14 protein-coding genes and 2 tRNA genes are annotated in these 17,294 nt (G+C 70.0%); 8 read left to right on the top strand and 8 right to left on the bottom strand.

Going from position 1 to position 17,294, the window contains the following annotated elements:
• The first annotated feature begins 164 nt into the window (after positions 1 to 164).
• A complete protein-coding gene (locus IZR01_RS12495; protein ID WP_194892878.1) occupies positions 165 to 1,451 on the top strand; it encodes a bifunctional glycosyltransferase family 2/GtrA family protein in 1,287 nt (428 codons plus the stop codon).
• Positions 1,448 to 4,096: an ArnT family glycosyltransferase gene (locus IZR01_RS52305; RefSeq protein WP_194923903.1), complete on the top strand. Its 2,649-nt coding sequence runs from the start codon at positions 1,448 to 1,450 to the stop codon at positions 4,094 to 4,096. Before IZR01_RS12495 ends, IZR01_RS52305 begins: the two co-directional genes overlap by 4 nt.
• 333 nt (positions 4,097 to 4,429) lie before the next feature.
• On the opposite strand, the gene IZR01_RS12485 is transcribed toward IZR01_RS52305, so the two are convergent.
• From IZR01_RS12485 to IZR01_RS12460, 6 genes are all read right to left on the bottom strand, one after another.
• Positions 4,430 to 5,494, bottom strand: coding sequence for a UDP-N-acetylmuramate dehydrogenase (locus IZR01_RS12485; protein ID WP_194923902.1), 1,065 nt, complete (start codon positions 5,492 to 5,494; stop codon positions 4,430 to 4,432).
• Positions 5,495 to 5,707: 213 nt separating this feature from the next.
• On the bottom strand, positions 5,708 to 6,157 hold the full coding sequence (locus IZR01_RS12480) for a MaoC family dehydratase (RefSeq protein WP_194892875.1): 450 nt from the start codon (positions 6,155 to 6,157) through the stop codon (positions 5,708 to 5,710).
• Positions 6,154 to 6,615 (bottom strand): MaoC family dehydratase N-terminal domain-containing protein, encoded by a 462-nt coding sequence (locus IZR01_RS12475; RefSeq protein ID WP_194892874.1) that lies wholly within the window; start codon positions 6,613 to 6,615, stop codon positions 6,154 to 6,156. The genes IZR01_RS12480 and IZR01_RS12475 overlap by 4 nt, the downstream gene beginning before the upstream one ends.
• A 138-nt stretch (positions 6,616 to 6,753) precedes the next feature.
• A complete protein-coding gene (rpmG, locus tag IZR01_RS12470) occupies positions 6,754 to 6,918 on the bottom strand; it encodes a 50S ribosomal protein L33 (protein ID WP_194892873.1) in 165 nt (54 codons plus the stop codon).
• A 127-nt stretch (positions 6,919 to 7,045) separates the two neighbouring features.
• A tRNA-Met gene (locus IZR01_RS12465) sits at positions 7,046 to 7,119 on the bottom strand.
• 78 nt (positions 7,120 to 7,197) lie between these two features.
• Positions 7,198 to 7,270 (bottom strand) — tRNA-Thr (locus tag IZR01_RS12460).
• A 91-nt stretch (positions 7,271 to 7,361) separates the two neighbouring features.
• Here IZR01_RS12460 and IZR01_RS12455 point away from each other — a divergent pair.
• Entirely contained in the window at positions 7,362 to 7,985 is a 624-nt protein-coding gene (locus tag IZR01_RS12455) for an NUDIX hydrolase (RefSeq protein WP_228559292.1), read from the top strand.
• A gap of 137 nt (positions 7,986 to 8,122) precedes the next feature.
• Here the strand turns inward: IZR01_RS12455 and IZR01_RS12450 are convergent, their stop codons facing one another.
• Both IZR01_RS12450 and IZR01_RS12445 read right to left on the bottom strand, forming a co-directional pair.
• Positions 8,123 to 8,932 carry an SIMPL domain-containing protein gene (locus tag IZR01_RS12450; protein WP_194923901.1) on the bottom strand — a complete coding sequence of 270 codons (810 nt, stop codon included), beginning with the start codon at positions 8,930 to 8,932 and terminating at the stop codon, positions 8,123 to 8,125.
• A 99-nt stretch (positions 8,933 to 9,031) separates the two neighbouring features.
• The gene (locus tag IZR01_RS12445; RefSeq protein WP_194892871.1) at positions 9,032 to 9,817 is read right to left on the bottom strand and encodes a DeoR/GlpR family DNA-binding transcription regulator; all 786 of its coding nucleotides are present in this window, start codon (positions 9,815 to 9,817) and stop codon (positions 9,032 to 9,034) included.
• 147 nt (positions 9,818 to 9,964) lie between these two features.
• Here IZR01_RS12445 and IZR01_RS12440 point away from each other — a divergent pair, with 147 nt between their 5' ends.
• The 5 genes from IZR01_RS12440 (at position 9,965) to IZR01_RS12420 (ending at position 17,280) form a co-directional block, all read left to right on the top strand.
• A complete protein-coding gene (locus tag IZR01_RS12440) occupies positions 9,965 to 11,959 on the top strand; it encodes a DUF5107 domain-containing protein (RefSeq protein WP_194923900.1) in 1,995 nt (664 codons plus the stop codon).
• 257 nt (positions 11,960 to 12,216) lie between these two features.
• Positions 12,217 to 13,530: an ABC transporter substrate-binding protein gene (locus IZR01_RS12435; RefSeq protein ID WP_194892869.1), complete on the top strand. Its 1,314-nt coding sequence runs from the start codon at positions 12,217 to 12,219 to the stop codon at positions 13,528 to 13,530.
• Positions 13,531 to 13,533: 3 nt separating this feature from the next.
• Positions 13,534 to 14,502: a carbohydrate ABC transporter permease gene (locus IZR01_RS12430; protein ID WP_194892868.1), complete on the top strand. Its 969-nt coding sequence runs from the start codon at positions 13,534 to 13,536 to the stop codon at positions 14,500 to 14,502.
• Between the two features lie 31 nt (positions 14,503 to 14,533).
• Positions 14,534 to 15,379, top strand: a complete 846-nt coding sequence (locus tag IZR01_RS12425; RefSeq protein ID WP_228554187.1) for a carbohydrate ABC transporter permease — start codon at positions 14,534 to 14,536, stop codon at positions 15,377 to 15,379.
• Positions 15,376 to 17,280, top strand: a complete 1,905-nt coding sequence (locus tag IZR01_RS12420; protein ID WP_194923899.1) for a DUF5107 domain-containing protein — start codon at positions 15,376 to 15,378, stop codon at positions 17,278 to 17,280. Before IZR01_RS12425 ends, IZR01_RS12420 begins: the two co-directional genes overlap by 4 nt.
• Positions 17,281 to 17,294 lie beyond the last annotated feature (14 nt).

The following is a 17,294-nucleotide window of genomic DNA, read 5'->3' as shown; positions in this document are numbered from 1 at the left end:
GCAGATCCCGGCCGCGCGGCGGGGATCTGCTCGTCCCGCGTCCGCCTCAAGATCTCAGCTTTGTCAACAAGCGCTCATATGTTCCACCAGCGCCGCGCCCATTCTCATGTCCGTTTCATCGAAGCCTCATTCCCCTCCCACTCCGCCCCGAGAGCGTCAGGGTCATGAACGCAACCGCTCTCACCGACCGCGAACCGCCGGACGCCGGCACCGGGGCGGCGGGTGGGCCGCGCAGACGGCTGGTCGAGGTCGTGGTGCCCGTCTACAACGAGCAGCACGTCCTGGAGGCCAGCGTGCGCAGACTGCACCGCTACCTCGTCGAGAACCTGCCCTACCCCTTCCGGATCACCGTGGCCGACAACGCCTCGACCGACGGCACCTGGGCGGTCGCGGCGCGGCTGTCGCGGGAGCTGAGCGGGGTGCGGGCCGTGCATCTGGATCTGAAGGGGCGCGGCCGCGCGCTGCGCGCCGTGTGGTCCACCTCCGACGCCGACGTCGTGTCCTACATGGACGTCGACCTGTCCACCGACCTGAACGCCTTCCTGCCGCTGGTGGCCCCACTGCTCAGCGGCCACTCGGACCTGGCCATCGGCTCGCGGCTGGCCCGCGGCAGCGCGGTGGCGCGCGGTCCCAAGCGGGAGTTCATCTCGCGCACCTACAACTTCCTGCTGCGCACCACGATGGCGGCCCGCTTCTCCGACGCGCAGTGCGGGTTCAAGGCGGCCAAGACCGAGGTGGTGCAGGCGCTGCTGCCGCGGGTGCAGGACGAGGAGTGGTTCTTCGACACCGAACTGCTGCTGCTCGCCGAGCGCTCGGGGCTGCGGATCCACGAAGTGCCGGTGGACTGGATCGACGACCCGGACTCCCGGGTGGACATCGTGAAGACCGCCAAGGCCGATCTGCGCGGGATGTGGCGGGTCGCGAAGGCGTCGCTGCGGTCCTCCTCCGGCGCGCCGGTCCGGGCCCGGGTGCTGGCCGCCGACCCGCCGCCCGGACTGAAGTGGCAGATCCCGGTCTTCGCGACCATCGGGGTGCTGTCCACGCTGGCGTATCTGGTCCTCTACGTGCTGCTGCGCGCGCCGATGGGGGCCTTCGCGGCGAACGCCGTCGCGCTGGCCGTCACCGCGGTCGCGAACACGGCCGCCAACCGGCGCTTCACGTTCGGCGTCACCGGCAGCCGGAACGCGCTGCGCGACCAGATCGGCGGCCTGGTCGCCTTCGGCATCGGCCTGGTGTTGTCCACCGGGACGCTGGCCGGGGTGCACGCCGCCGTGCAGCATCCCTCCCGCACCACGGAACTGGCCGCGCTGATCGTCGCCAACGGGCTGTCGACACTGGCCCGGTTCGTGTTGCTCCGCGCCTGGGTCTTCCACCCCAGGCATCACCCTTCCCCCTCCGCCGATCACGAGATCCAGGTCCCGGCGGCTCAGACCTCTGGAGAGCTGTCATGAGCACCCTGTCCCCGACGTCAGACGTCGTTTATGAGATCGGACCGCCGTCGGACTCGACGGTGGCCGGCGGCACCGGCCGCTTCACGCGCTACTGGCGCGGCCCGGATTCCGACCCGCGCTGGGCCCGGCCCGGCCTGCTCGGTCTGCTGGTGGCCGCGGCGGTCCTGTACCTGTGGGACCTGTCGGCCTCCGGCTGGGCCAACTCCTTCTACGCCGCGGCGGTCCAGGCCGGCACCAAGAGCTGGAAGGCGATGCTGTTCGGGTCGCTGGACGCCGGCAACTCGATCACCGTGGACAAGCCGCCGGCCTCGTTGTGGATCATGGAGATCTCCGGGCGGATCTTCGGCTTCAGCTCCTGGTCCATGCTGGTCCCGCAGGCGCTGATGGGCGTCGCGACGTGCGGCGTGGTCTACACGGCGGTCAAGCGGGTGCTGACCCGGACCCGGGGCGCCGCCACCGGCGCGGCCTTCGGGCTGATCGCGGCGGCCGCGCTGATGCTCACCCCGGTCGCGGTGCTGATGTTCAAGTTCAACAACCCGGACGCGCTGCTGGTCCTGCTGATGACGCTGTCCGTCTACTCGGTGGTGCGCGCGCAGGAGAACGGCAGCACCCGCTGGTTGCTGCTGGCCGGAACGCTGATCGGCTTCGCGTTCCTGACCAAGACGTTGCAGGCGTTCCTGATCCTGCCCGCGCTGACCGCGGTCTACCTGGCCGTCGGGCCGGGCAAGTTCCTGCGCCGGCTGTGGCAGATCGGGGCGGCCGGGCTGGCCATCGTGGTCAGCGCCGGCTGGTGGGTGGCGATCATGCAGCTGACGCCGGCGGGTTCGCGTCCTTACGTCGGCGGCTCGCAGGACAACAGCTTCTGGAACCTGACCTTCGGCTACAACGGCTTCGGCCGGCTGACCGGCAATGAGACCGGGAGCGTCGGCGGACCCGGCGGCGGCGCGGCGGGTGGCGCGGGCGGCGCGGGCGGCGCCGGGCTGACCGGCGGGACCGGCTTGACCGGCGCGGCGGGTGCCACCGGCACCGGCGCGACCGGTCGCGGCGGGCTGGCCTTCCCCGGCGGTGCCGAGGGCTTCGGCGGCCGACGGGGCGGCGGCGGCATCGGCGGCTTCAGCTCGGGCACCGGCGTCGGGCGGATGTTCGACTCCGAGCTCGGCAGCCAGATCAGCTGGCTGATCCCGGCCGCACTGGTGCTGTTCGTCTTCGGGCTGTGGGCCGCGGGCCGGGCCCGGCGCACCGACCACGCGCGCTCCGCGCTGCTGGCTTGGGGGCTCTCGCTGCTGAGCACGGCTGCGGTCTTCAGCTACATGCAGGGGATCTTCCACCCGTACTACACGATCGCGCTGGCTCCGCTCATCGCGGTGACCCTCGGCATCGGCGGTGGGCTGGTGTGGGCCCGGCGGAAGGAGCCGCTGGCCCGGATCGGGCTCGCGGGCGCGGTCGGGGTCACTGCCTGGTGGTCGTTCCACCTGCTGGGCGAGACGCCGAATTGGTACTCGTGGGTGCGGTATCTGGTCCTGGTCGCTGGAGTTGTCGGGACGGCGCTGTTGTTGGCCGGGCCTGGGTGGCTTCGGACTGGGGCGGGAGCTGGTGCTGAGGCTGGCGCCGGCAGTGCGGCGGGTGTTGGTGCGGGTGCTGAGGCCGGCGCTGCGGGCGCGGCTGCGATCGAGCAGCCGGGTTGGGTGCCGGCCGGAGCTGAGCAGGGTACTGATGCGGCGGCCACGGTCGCTGGCGCTGGTGCCGGTACCGCTGCCAATGCGGAGGCCCAGGCTGCGGATCGTGCCGCCAACTCGCGTAACAGGGCTCTGCGGATCGCCGCCGTGGCGATCGGCGTGGGCTCGGCGCTACTCGGGCCGGCGGCGTACGCCGTGGCCACGACCAGCCAGGGACACAGCGGCTCGATCCCGTCGGCCGGTCCGGCCGGCGCGGGCTTCGGCGGCCCCGGCGGCGGGTTCGGCGGCGGCAAGGGCGGCCGGCACTTCACAATGCCGAACGGCGGCCAGGGCTTCGGCGGCGGCCAGGGCGGCACGACCGGCCAGGGCGGCGGCCAGACCGGCCAAGGCGGCTTCGGCGGTCGTGGCGGGTTCGGCGGCGGGACTGGCGGCACCGGCGGGACAGGTGGCACCGGCGGCCAGGGCGGCTTCGGCGGCGGCACGGGTGGCACGGGTGGCACCGGCACGACCGGCGGCGGCACGGGCCGACTCGGCGGCGGCACCGGCACCGGCACCGGCACCGGCGACACGACCAGCCCGTTCTCCGGAGGCGGCGGCATGAACAACTTCCTCGACGGCAGCAAGCCCGGCGCCCAGATCCTGGCCCTGGTGAAGCAGGACGCGTCCAGCTACACCTGGGTCGCGGCGGCCATCGGCGCCCAAAACGCCTCCGGCTACCAGCTGGGCACCGGCGACGCCGTCATGGCCATCGGCGGCTTCAACGGCTCCGACCCCTCCCCGACCCTCGCCCAGTTCCAGAAGGACGTCGCCAACCACAAGATCCACTACTTCATCGGCGGCGGCATCGGCATGCGCGCCAACGGCGGCGCCGACGAGGGCAGCGCCATCACCAGCTGGGTCGAGGCCCACTACAAGGCGCAGACCATCGACAACGTGACCATCTACGACCTGACTTCCCCCACGTCGTGACGGTCGCCTAAGGAGGAACAACACAGACTCGGCGGGTGAGTGGGGTACGGCCCACTCACCCGCCGACTTGTGTGCCGGCGCGAACGGATTCTGAGGAGCATCAGCCGCGCAGGCAGTCGGCCCTGTCGCAAAGCCCAGCGAGTGGTTCGCGGCGAGTTGCCCGCACTCGCTGCCTGCCGCCGGGGGAACATCAGCCGCGCAGGTGCTTGGCCCTATCGCAGAGCTTGGTTAGCGGTTCGGCGCGAGCTGCTTGGCTTTTGCTGGCCATATGCCTGATATCGCCCGATATGCAGTGATCGATAGCTTACTTGCGATTCGCCCCTACTAATCAAGCTACAGAGCGGCGCCCACGAAAACCGGCTCGGGCACCAGCTCCACCCCGAACCGGTCCCGCACCCCGTCGCGGATCTCCCGCGCCAGGCCCAGGACGTCGGCCGCGATGGCGTCGCCGCGGTTCGTCAGGGCCAGGGTGTGCTTCGTCGACAGGGTCGCCGGGCCCGCGCCGTAGCCCTTCGGGTAGCCGGCCTGCTCGATCAGCCAGGCGGCCGAGGTCTTCACGTGGTCGTCCGGGGCCGGGAAGCACGGGGGTTCGGCCGTGGCGCGGGCGGCGAGTGCTTCGAAAGCCGCTGTGTCCAGGACCGGATTTGTGAAGAACGAGCCCGCGGACCAGGTGTCGTGGTCGTCCGCGTTGAGCAACATGCCCTTCGACGCGCGCAGTTTGAGCACGGCCTCGCGGACTTGGCTCAGGGGTGCGCGATCGCCTTCCGCGACGCCGAGGGCCCGCGCCAGTTCCGCGTAGCGGATGGGGGCGGACAGGCGGTCTGCTTCGGAGGGCGCCGGCGGCTCGAAGCCGAACCAGACGGTGAGGACCACGTACTTGCCCGGGTTCTGCTTGAAGATCGAGTCGCGGTAGCCGAAGTCCAGACAGCGGGACTGCATGCCGCGGATCTCGCCGGTCTCGCGGTCCAGGGCGCGGATCCAGGCGATGCTGTGGCGGACTTCCTGGCCGTAGGCGCCGACGTTCTGGATCGGGGTCGCGCCGGCCGAGCCGGGGATGCCGCTCAGCGCCTCGACGCCGACGGCGCCCAGGTCCACCGCTTCGGCGACGAAGGCGTCCCAGTCGTGGCCCGCGGCCACTCCGAGGCGCAGGCCCGAGCAGGTCTTCTGCTTCGTGACGCCGGTGCTGGCGATCTTCAGGACGGTGCCGTCGAAGCCCTCGTCGCCGATCACCAGGTTGGAGCCGCCGGCCAGGATCAGCAGCGGTTCGCCGCGGCCGTCGCAGTCCTTGACGGTGTCGACGATCTCCTGCTCCGTGGTCGCGGTCACCATGCGCCGCGCCGGTCCGCCCACACGCAGGGTGGTCAGGGGCGCGAGGGGTGCCGAGGCCTGTTCGAGCATGGAGGACACGCTACCGGGTGCCGGGCCCGGCGGGCATGTCATCTCAGTCTCCGAACGATCATCACGGGATCCGAAAGGTTCGGGCCCCGCAGGTCAGGGCCGCCGGACCCGTGGATCAGGGCCGCCGGACGCCGGAATCAGCGCCGCCCGACGCCCGAATCAGCGCCGCTGGACGCCGGAATCTGTGCCGCCCGAATCAATGTGCAGCCCGAATCAGGGCAGCCGGACCAGGGCCCGCGCCAGCCCCAGCACCTTCTCGCCGCCGCCACCGTCCCCGTCCCCACCGCTCATCGCGGTCAGGTCGACGCGCACCGTGCCGTCCTCGTTCACCGCGCTGACCTTGCCGGTGACGGTCAGCCGGGCGCCGGAGTCCTCGGCCACCCCGTCCGGCACCACGACCGGCTTGGTGAACCGCACCTGGTACTCCACGATCATGCCCGGGTCGCCGCACCAGTCGGTGACCACGCGGACCGCCTCGGCCATGGTGAACATGCCGTGCGCGATCACGTCCGGCAGCCCCACGGACTGCGCGAAGCGCTCGTTCCAGTGGATCGGGTTGAAGTCGCCGGAGGCGCCGGCGTACTTGACCAGGTCCACGCGCCGGATCGGGAAGGTCTGGGCGGGCAGCACGTCGCCCTTGGCGACGTCGGCGAACTTGATCATGACTGCGCCTCCTCGGCGGCCCCGACGACGACCAGCTTGGAGTAGCCCGACACCACGTGCTCGCCGTCCACGGTGACCAGGTCGGTGCGGGTGCTCAGGAAACCCTGGCCCATACGCTCGCTGACGTCCTCGATGACCACCGTCGCGGTCAGCTGGTCGTCGGCGTAGATCGGCCGGGCGTAGACGAAGCGCTGCTCGGCGTGCAGCACCCGGCTGAAGTCCAGGCCCAGCTCCGGGTCGTCGATGATGACCAGGGCGGCCGGCCAGGTGATGGCGATCGGGAACGTCGGCGGGGCCAGGACGTCGCGGTGCCCGAGATCCTGCGCCACCGCCGGGTCGCGGTAGACCGGGTTCGGGTCGCCGATCGCGTCGGCGAACTCGCGGATCTTCTCCCGGCCCACCTCATACACCGCGGTGGGCGGATAGGTGCGGCCGGCGAAACCGGGGTCCAGCGCCATCGTCCCTGCGCCTCCTTGGATATGGAGCTTGGATACGAAGAAACCGCCCGCGCCTGCTCCCGGGAGGGAGTCGGCGGGGCGGTCCAAAACTACAGGCCGCGCGGCACGGCCCGGCAGTGCGGGCCGGGCAGGAGCGGACTAGCGGGTCTCGCGGTGCGGGGTGTGCTTGTTGCACCAGCGGCAGTGCTTCTTCAGCTCCAGGCGGTCCGGGTCGTTGCGGCGGTTCTTCTTGGTGATGTAGTTACGCCGCTTGCACTCGGTGCAGGCCAGGGTGATCTTCGGGCGGACGTCGACAGCAGCCACTGGGGTGCCTCTTTCTTTCTTCGAGGGCTCCGGACCTTCCCAGGTCGGCCCTCACGATGGACAACCCTGCAAGGATACCTTGCAGGGCTAGGGGTGTTACGCCACGTCTTACACAAACACAGATGCGTAGCGGTGGCCGGACTTGAACCGGCGACACAGCGATTATGAGCCGCTTGCTCTACCAGGCTGAGCTACACCGCCACTCGATCAACGATCGGAGTGGTCCGGCGGACACGGGCTTTAACCCTTTCGTGTCCACCGGACCCCCGGTGTGATCTGAGCCCCTTTACGGAATCGAACCGTAGACCTTCTCCTTACCATGGAGACGCTCTGCCGACTGAGCTAAAGGGGCGAGCAGGGAATAAGTTACACGGTCTTGGGCCCCGTGCGAAATCGGGTTTGCGCAAGCCGTGTCGCCCCCCGGGTCCACTACGCTCGGCCGCATGTCAGAGCCTGAGTCGGGGCCGTCTCAACAGGCGGCCGGACAGAGCACGCCCGCGCCCCCGCCCGCGCCCCGCAGCCGAAGCCGAAGCCAGTGGACTGTGCACCGCGAGTGGCCGGTGTATGAGAACCCGTGGGTGGACGTCCTGATGGCCGACGTCGAACTCGGCGACGGAACCCGCTTCGAACACCACGTCGTGCGCACCCGCGAGGCCGCCAGCTGCGTGGTGACCAGGACCGCCGCCGGACGCGAGGAAGTGCTGCTGATCTGGCGGCACCGCTTTGCGATCGACAAGTGGGTATGGGAGATCCCCTCCGGCCTGATCGAGGAGGGCGAGGACCCCGCCGACACCGCACGCCGCGAGGTCGAGGAGGAGACCGGCTGGCGGGTGAGCGAAGTCACACCGCTGCTCGGCTTTCACCCGGTCGGCGGGATGCTGCGTACTCAGTACCGGCTGTTCCGCGCGCACGGGGCGGAGTACATCGGGGAGCCGACCGAGGAGAACGAGGCGGAGAAGGTGGCTTGGGTACCGCTGGACGAAGTACTCGGGCTGATCGACGCCGGGCAGATCGCGACATCGTCCTCGCTGGTCGGGTTGCTGCGGGTGCTGGCCGAGCGGAAGTGAGGCGGAAGTGAGGCCGAGCCCCGCACTCGGCTGAACGACTGAACCGCCGCTGAACCGCCGCGCGTGATCGGCCGTGATCAGCGGGGATCGGCAGAGATCGGCAGAGATCGGCAGAGATCAGCAATGCCCTGCACCGCTCACGCGAAGCTGAACACCACGGTCACCTGAACCGTCACGTCCGTGCTGCCCACCTGGATCGGCACCGGGTTCACCGCGGACCCCCCGGCGGCGGCCGGGGACCCGTAGTTGACCGGGATCTGGGTGTTGCCGTCGCTCTCCTCGACGCGCACCACCTGGCCGAGCGTCCGGCCCGCGGACTTCGCGTACTGCGCGGCCTTCGCCTTGGCGTCGTTGAACGCGGCGTCCCGGGCCTGGTTCAGCGGTCCCGCATCGTTCTGCAGATCGGTCGACAATCCGGAGATCTGGGTGGCGTTCCCGCCGGCGGTCGACGCCGCGGCGATGACCGCCCCGGCGGACTTGGTATCGCGCAGCGTCACGGTCATGTTCTCCGAGGCCTGATACCCGGTGACCGTCTGCTTACCACCAGAATTGTCATACTGTGGACCGACATTCAGCCCGGAGGTCTTCTGGTCCGCGGCTGCCACGTGGTTGCCGGTCAACGAGCTCTGCACCGCGCCCACCGTCGCCGACAGGTCGTTCATCGCGGTGCTGACATCACCGGCGGTCTTGCTCACGGCCAGGCTGAGGATCAGCGTGTCGGGCGTCCCGGTCACCTTCCCGGTGCCCTGCACGGTGATGCCCGGGAACGCGTCCGGCGCGACGGCGGTACCGTCCCCGGCCAGCGCGGAGGAGCTGAAGGGCGCGGCGTTCGCGTTCGGCGCCGAGGTGCCGCCGGACAAGCCGATGGCGACCGCGCCACCGGCGGCGAGCAACGTCGCGACGCCGATCACCGCGGTCCGGCGGGTGATGCTCAGATTGAGTTCCATGCGGCCTTGGATGCGGCCGATCTAGCTTTGGTTCCCCCTAAGGGGCTGTCCAGATGAGGGGCTGCCCAGATGAGAGGGTGCTCAGATCGGTGGCACGCGCTAAGCCCGCACCACCCGCACCCCCAGCTCGGTGAACCGGGCCACCATCTCCTCCGGCGCGTCCCCGTCGGTCACCAGCGTCGTCACCTCCGAGATCGGGCAGATCCGCGCGAACGCCCGCCGCCCCAGCTTCGAGGAGTCCGCGACCACCACCACGTGCCGGGCCCGGGAGGCCAGGGTCTGGTTCACCGTCGCCTCGGCCTCGTTGTGCGCGCTGGCGCCGTGCTCGGCGTCCAGCGCGTCCACGCCGAGGATCGCCAGGTCCAGCGCCACCCGCTCCAGCATCGCCGCGGCGACCGGGCCGACCAGCTCGTAGGACTTCGGGGAGCCGACGCCACCGGTCGCGACCACGTGCAGATACGGCCGCACCACCAGTTCCTGCGCGATGTTCAGCGCGTTGGTGACCACCGTCACCGCCGGGCCCCGCTGCTCGCCGGCCAGGTCCGCGCGGGTGGCCAGGGCCCGCGCCACCTCGGTGGCGGTGGTGCCGCCGTTGATGCCGACCGTCGAGCCGACCGCGACCATGCCCGCCGCCACCGAGGCGATGCGCTGCTTCTCCGGGGCGTGCCGGGCGACCTTGAAGCGCAGCGGCAGGTCGTAGGAGACGCTGTGCGCCGTGGCCCCGCCGCGGGTGCGGGACAGCAGCTGCTGCGCGGCGAGCTCGTCGAAGTCCCGGCGCACGGTGGCCGCCGACACCCCCAGCTTCTCCGCCGTCTCCTCGATCTCCAGCTTGCCGAGTTCGGCCAGCATCTCCAGCAGGACGCTCCAGCGCTCGTAGCGGTTCACGTCGGACCTTCCACTCGCGTTTCACTCATCCCATGATGGGATCGTGACCTTGTTTGCAAGATTTTCTGGCACACTGAAGCGATCCTGCAAGGTGTCAGCATCGCCGCACTGTCGAAAGACAGCAGTCAAACCCTAGGGGGCCGTCGGTTGAGCACTTGCCGCCTGGCCACCGCATTCCTGCCCGTGGCCGCGCTGGGCCCGGAGAACCCGCTCCCGCCGCTGCGCAAGCTCGCGGACCCGCGCGGCGACCTGGACGTCTCCGAGGCCGACGCCGAGATGGTCGCGAACCTCGGCTACGGCCACGTCGAATCCCTGCTCCCGTACACCTTCCAGGACGGCTACACCCGCGAGACCCCCGACCGCGAGCTGACCACCGCGGTCCTGGAGAACGACGTCCTGCGCGCCGAGTTCCTGCTCGGCTACGGCGGCCGCCTGATGTCCCTGCGCCACCAGGCCACCGGCCGCGAGCTGCTGCACTTCCCGCCGAAGCTCCAGCTCGCCAACCTGGCCCTGCGCAACGCCTGGTTCGCCGGCGGCGTCGAATGGAACCTGGGCACCTTCGGCCACACCGCCCTGAGCTGCTCCCCGATGCACGCCGTGCGCCTCACCCGTGACGACGGCACCCCGGTGCTGCGGATGTACGAGTACGAACGCCAGCGCCGCCTGGTCTACCAGCTGGACTGCTACCTGCCCGACGGCTCCCCGGCCCTGTTCGTCCACGTCCGGATCCACAACCCGTTCCCGCAGGACGCACCGGTCTACTGGTGGAGCAGCGCCGCGGTACCGCAGACCCCTGATACCCGTGCGCTGATGCCCGCGACCTCGGCGTACCACTTCTCCTACACCGGCAAGATGCGCCGCATCCCGTTCCCCCGCTGGCGCGACGCCGATACTTCCTACCCCGGCCGCGTCGACTACGGCGCCGACTACTTCGCCGAGATCCCGGACGGCGAGCGCCGCTGGATCGCCGCCGTGGACGCCGCCGGGGCGGGCCTGTTCCAGACCTCGACCGACCGGATGCGCGGCCGCAAGCTCTTCCACTGGGGCACCGGCTCCGGCGGCCGGAACTGGCAGGACTGGCTGTCCGGCCCGCGCCAGGAGTACTTCGAGATCCAGGCCGGTCTGGCCCGCACCCAGCTGGAACACCTGCGGCTTCCCGGGCGGCAGAGCTGGTCCTGGGTCGAGGCGTACGGCCTGCTCCAGACCGATCCCGCAAACGTGCACGGCGCGAAATGGCCGGACGCCACCGACGCCGGGGCCGCCGCGCTCGCCGAGCTGATCCCGGCGCGGCGCCTGGACGAAGAGCTGGCGACGATGACCGCGCTGGCCGAGAAGCCGCCGGAGGAGGTCCTGCACGCCGGCACCGGCTGGGGCGCCCTGGAACGCCGCGCGCTGGGCCGCAACCGCGCCCTGAACCTGCCCGGCACGCCTTTTCCGGACGCCACGATCGGCCGCGACCAGCAGTCCTGGCTCTCGCTGGTCCGCAAGGGCCAGATGCCGACCCCGGCCCCGGCGCTGCCGCCGTCGTCCTACGCGGTCGGCCCGGTCTGGACCGCGCTGCTGGAGAAGGCGACCGCCGATCCCGCGCACGCGACCTGGTTCACCTGGCTGCACCTGGGCGTGAACCGCTACCACGGCGGCGACCTGGTCGGTGCCCGCGAAGCCTGGGAGCGGTCGATAGCGCAGGCCGAAACCGCGTGGGCGCACCGGAATCTGGCGATCCTCGATGAGTCCGAGGGCCGGCCCGGCGAGGCCGCCGACCGCTACCTGCGGGCCTGGCAGCTCTCACCACGGCTGCGGCCGCTCACCATCGAGACCCTGCGTGCCCTGATCACCGCCGAGCGGCCACAGGCGGCCCTGGACATCGTCGACCGGCTCAAGGAACCCGACCGCTTCGCCGGCCGGATCCTGATGCTCGAATGCCGCGCCGCGCTGGACACCGGCGATCTGGTGCGGGCCCGGCGGATCCTGGAGACCGGACTGGTCGTGGAGGACATCCGCGAGGGCGAGGACCCGCTGTCGGACATGTGGTGGGAGTTCCACTCCCGGCAGGCCGGCGGGCTCGGTCCGGTCGTGTCACAGCGGCTGCGCGAAGAGCACCCGCTTCCGTGCAGCTACGACTACAGCATCCGACAGCTGTAACAGCCTCCTTCCTCACAACACCCGGCTCCACCGCAGCTCACAGGGCCGTGGTCGGCTCATGCCAGCGCTTCTTGCAAGTTCTGCAACTTAATGCGAGCCAATGCTATCAGAGATCTCAATATCGCATCGGTGAAAGAAATCTTGCAAAGAATGCTTGTAGTTCACCTGACGGGCGTCCTACTGTCTGCTCCCAGCACCCCGAGTGATCGTCATCTGTTCCGGCTCTTTGGCGAAACAGCCTTCGGAAGGAATCGAATATGGGCAGCAGCACCGGCCGGGGCCCCCGGCTTCTCGCGATAGCCACCGCCGCCGTCCTCGCGGTCGGCGTCAGCGCGTGTTCCAGCAGCAAGAGCTCGTCCGCGTCCGGCGGCTCCGGCAAGTCCGGCGGCAGCTTCACCTACTGGTCGATGTGGCGTCAGGACGAGCCGCAGGCCAAGGTGATCCAGGCGGCGATCACCCAGTTCACCGCGGACACCGGCATCAAGGTCGACGTCCAGTGGACCGGCCGGGACGTGGCCAAGAAGATCGGCCCGGCGATGGCGGCCGGCAAGGCGCCGGACATGTGGGACGAGGGCGAGGACGTCGTCTACGGCGCCGCCGCGCAGAACGGCAACGCCAAGGACCTCTCGGCGGTCCTGGACATGACCATCCCGAACGACAACGAGAAGGTCTCCGACGCGATCCCGTCGAAGTACTGGGACTCGCTGCCGAAGGACCCCAGCGGCGGCCAGCACTGGATCGTGCCGTACGAGGCCAGCACCGCGGGCATCTTCTACAACACCGCCGACCCCGGCGTCTCGGCCGCGATGGCGTCGCAGCCGGCCACCTGGGACGACTTCATCAACGTCTGCCAGGCGCTGAAGGCGAAGAACGAGCCCTGTCTGGCCTCCGAGGGCGAGGACTCCTGGACCAACGGCCTGTGGTTCGACTACCTGCTCAACGCCGCGGGCGTGAATTTCAACGACCTGGCCAGTGACAAGACCGGCGCCGCCTGGGACAACCCGGCCGTGCTGAAGGCCGCGCAGCAGGTCGAGCAGCTGGTCAAGGGCGGCTACATCATCCCGACCTACACCCAGACGAAGTACCCGGCGCAGCAGACCAACTGGGCCGGCGGCAAGGCCGGCTTCCTGATGAACGGCAACTGGGTCACCGCCGAGGTCGCCAAGCAGATCCCGTCGACCTGGAAGTACGGCTTCATGCTCCCGCCGGGCGCCACCCAGCCGGACTCGATGATCTTCGGCTTCGCGCTGACCAAGAACGCGAAGCACGTCAGCCAGGCCGAGCAGTTCATGGCCTACTTCCTGCAGAAGAAGACGCTGTCGGGGATCTCCACCCAGGCCGACAACATCACCCCGCGCACCGACATCCCGGCGCCGCCGGAGTTGGCCACCGTGCAGAAGACCCTGGACGCGCCCAAGCTGCGCCTCACCTTCGACGGCGTGGCCGGTGACTGGACCACCAAGGTCTGGAACCAGAACTACCTGGACTTCTGGCACGGCCAGATCGACGCCGCGACGTTCATCTCGAAGATGAAGAGCGCGCAGGTCTCGTTCTGGAAGAGCCAGAGCTAAGGCATGAGCACCGCAACCATCCAGGACTCGTCTCGGGCGCGCCGCTCCCGGGGCGGGTCCGCCCCGCGCCCGCCGGTCGGCGCCGCGCCGCTGGAACGCTCGCGGCGCCGCATGTTCTGGGCCTTCACCGCCCCGGCCGTCCTGGTCTATTTCGTGCTGTTCCTGGTTCCGGTCGGTTACGCGGCCTGGACCAGCCTGTACAAGTGGGACGGCATCGGCCCGAAGAAGTGGAAGGGCCTGAAGAACTACCAGACCCTGTGGCAGGACCCGACCTTCCGGCACTCGCTGACCAACACGCTGAAGATCCTGGTCGTCGGCGGCGTGCTCACCTTCGCGTTCGCCTTCGCGCTGATGCTGATCCTGCGCGAGATGAACCGCAAGCTGTTCGCCCGCTCGGTCCTGTTCTTCCCGTGCCTGGTGAACGCGATGGTCTTCGGCATCGCCGCGGGCATCCTGTTCTCCCCCACCGGCCCGGTGGACAAGATCCTCGAAGCGCTCGGCTGGAGCCATCCGCCGCAGTGGCTGGCCACCCAGCACCTGTCGACGATGATCCTGGGCACGCTGATCTGGACGGCCACCGGCTACTACAGCGCGATCCTGATGGCCGCGGTGGACCAGATCCCCGAATACCTCTACGAGGCGGCCGAGCTCGACGGCGCCAACGCCTTCCAGCGCTTCCGGCACGTCACGCTGCCGATGTGCTGGGACGTCATCTCGGTCTGCGCGGTGCTGTGGACGGTGAGCTCGGTGAAGATCTTCGAGCTGATCCTGATGTACGGCGGCAGCAGCGGCTCCCAGCCGCCGGCCGGTTCCTGGAACACCGCCATGTACGTCTACACCGAGGCCTTCCCGACCGCCTCGACCCCGCAGCTGGGCCTGGCCACGGCCGCCGCGCTGGTGAGCCTGTTCATGGTCATCATCTTCACCGTCGTGCTGCGCCGGCTGCTGCGCCGCGACCCCATCGAGTACTGATCCGGGCGCCCCGGGAAAGGAAGACGAGCCCATGACGCCCAGGCGCAAGGCCCGGAGCCTGCCGATGCGGATCGCCACCGGCGTGGTGTGGGTGGTGGTGGCCGCCGACATCGTGCTGGTCGGCTGGATCCTGCTCACCTCGCTGCGCAGCGGCACCGACATCTTGAACCATCCCTTCGGCGTGCCCACGCACCCGAAGTTCTCCAACTACAGCAAGGTGTTCTCCGACGGCGGCTTCGGCCAGGCCGCGCTGAACAGCGTGCTGGTCGCCGTCCTGTCCTCGGTGCTGGCCGTCGCGGTCGCGGCGCCGTGCGCCTACGCGCTGGCCCGCCGCCGCAACCGGGTCTCCGGCGCGATGAGCATGACCTTCGCCATGGGCCTGGGAGTGCCGGGGCAGGTCATGGTGGTGCCGCTGTTCATCGGCATGGCCAAGGTGAACCTCGACGACTCCCAGCCCGGCCTGATCCTGGTGTATCTGGGTCTGGCGATGCCTTTCACCGTCTACCTGCTGACCGGCTTCTTCTCCGGCATCCCGCAGGTCTTGGAGGAGGCGGCGGTGCTGGACGGCGCCGGAGCGGTGCGCACCTTCACCCGCGTCATCCTGCCGGTGGCGCGCGGCGGCCTGGTCACCGCGTTCCTGCTCCAGTTCATCTCGGCCTGGAACGAGACGCTGTTCGCGATCGTGCTGACCCACAGCCAGGACAAGGTGACACTGCCGGTGGCGCTGTCCGACTTCGTCCAGGAGGCCCAGCTGAACGGCCTGGACTGGGGCGCGATGTTCGCCGGGGTGTGCGTGGTGCTGGCCCCGATGATCGCGTTGTTCAGCTGGCTCGGCAGCCGCATCATCCAAGGTATGACAGTGGGGATTGGCAAGTGAGCACGGAACTGCGACGCGACGTCCTGCCCATCGAGGGCGTCGCCGACCCGGCCTCGGGCCGGCTCCCGATCCTGCACGGGATCACCCGGCCCGCCTTCGACTCGGCCGTGGCCCCCTACCCGGACATGGCCCGGAACCTGGAGTACGGCCGGCCCACCACGCTGCTGCCGTACACGATGCAGGACTCTTACACGCGGGAGCGCTCTTCGCGAGAGCTTGCGACCCTGGTGCTGGAGAACGAGGTGCTGACCGCCACGTTCCTGCCGGACCAGGGCGGCCGGCTGTGGTCGCTGGTGCACAAGCCGACCAACCGCGAACTCCTGCACCGCAACCCGATCCTGCAACCGGCGAACCTCGCGCTGCGCGACGCCTGGCTGGCCGGCGGTGTGGAGTGGAACTTCGGCGCCACCGGCCACTGGCCGCTCACCTGCGAACCGCTGCACGCGGTGCGCCTGAGCGCACCGGACGGCACGCCGGTGCTGCGCATGTACGAGTTCGAGCGGCTGCGCCGGGTGGTGACCACCGTCGACGCCTGGCTGCCGCCGGGCTCGCCGACGCTGATGATCCACGTCGCGCTGCACAATCCGGCCCAGACCCCGATCCCGGTCTACTGGTGGTCCAACATCGCGGTACCGCAGAGCCCTGATGTGCGCGTGGTGACCCCGGCCGAGCGGGCGTTCCACTTCGACTACAGCGCACAGCTCAAGCTGGTCGACTTCGGGGACCGCAACCGGACCGACGGCGACCACAGCTACCCCGCGCGTTTCCCGGCGGCGGCGGACTTCTTCATGGACATCCCGGTCGGCGAGCGCCACTGGATCAGTGCCCTGGACAAGAACGGATCGGGTCTGGTGCAGACCTCGACCGACCGGCTGATCGGCCGGAAGCTGTTCCAGTGGGGCGTGGCCGCGGGCGGACAGCGGTGGCAGGAGTGGCTGTCCGGGCCGGACTCGGAGTACATCGAGATCCAGGCCGGGCTGGCGCGAACGCAGCTGGAGCACCTGGAGCTGCCCGGCGAGACCACGTGGGAGTGGGTCGAGGCGTACGGGCTGCTGGAAGCGGATCCGGCGGCGGTGCACGGGACGTGGGACGAGGCGCGCGACGCGGTGGCGGGTGCGCTGGAGCGGTTGCTGCCGCGGACAGCGCTGGAAGCGGCGCTCGTCCAGACGCGGCAATTCGGGGCCGCTGCCGAGGAGGCGGAACACCTCCATCAGGGCTCTGGTTGGGGCGCGCTTGAAGTAGCTGCTGGTTCTCTGCCCGCCGACGCGCTTCATCCATTCGGGTCCTGCGATGTCGAGCAGCAGCCGTGGCTTGATCTTCTGCGGACCAACCGCTTGCCGATCAGCGACCCGCCGGCGTCCCCGGTCACCGGCCCGAAGTGGCGCGCGCTCCTCGAAGCGTCGGCCGACGACTGGCACGCGCTCTACCACCTCGGCCTCCTCCGGCTCGCCGAGGATGACCGAGCCGGAGCCCGCGAAGCGTGGACCCGCTCGCTCGCCGAGCAGCCGAACGCGTGGGCCCAGCGCGCCTTGGCCCACCTCGCGGACTCCTCCTCCGAGGCCGCCGACCTGACCCTGGCCGCGCACCGTCTTCTCCCCGGCCTGCGCGAGCTGACCATCGAGACACTCAAGGTCCTGCTCGCCGCCGACCGCGCGGCCGACGCGCTGGACGTCATCAGCACCCTGTCACCCGAGGACCGCGCGCACGGCCGCATCCGCCTCCACAACGCGCAGGCCGCCCTCGCGGCCGGCGACATCGACCAGGTCCGCCTGCTCCTCGACGAGGGCATCACGGTCGACAACCTCCGGGAAGGCGAGGCCTCCCTGGACCTGCTGTGGCACGCCGCGCATCCCGATCAGCCAGTCCCGCCCGAATACGACTTCCGGATGTCCGGAAGCTGATCCGAGAGGAACGC

It is taken from the genome of Catenulispora pinisilvae (assembly GCF_015356865.1).
Taxonomy (GTDB): domain Bacteria; phylum Actinomycetota; class Actinomycetes; order Streptomycetales; family Catenulisporaceae; genus Catenulispora; species Catenulispora pinisilvae.
Note: the sequence above shows the minus strand (reverse complement) of the source record. Positions and strands in the feature narration are given on the sequence as shown.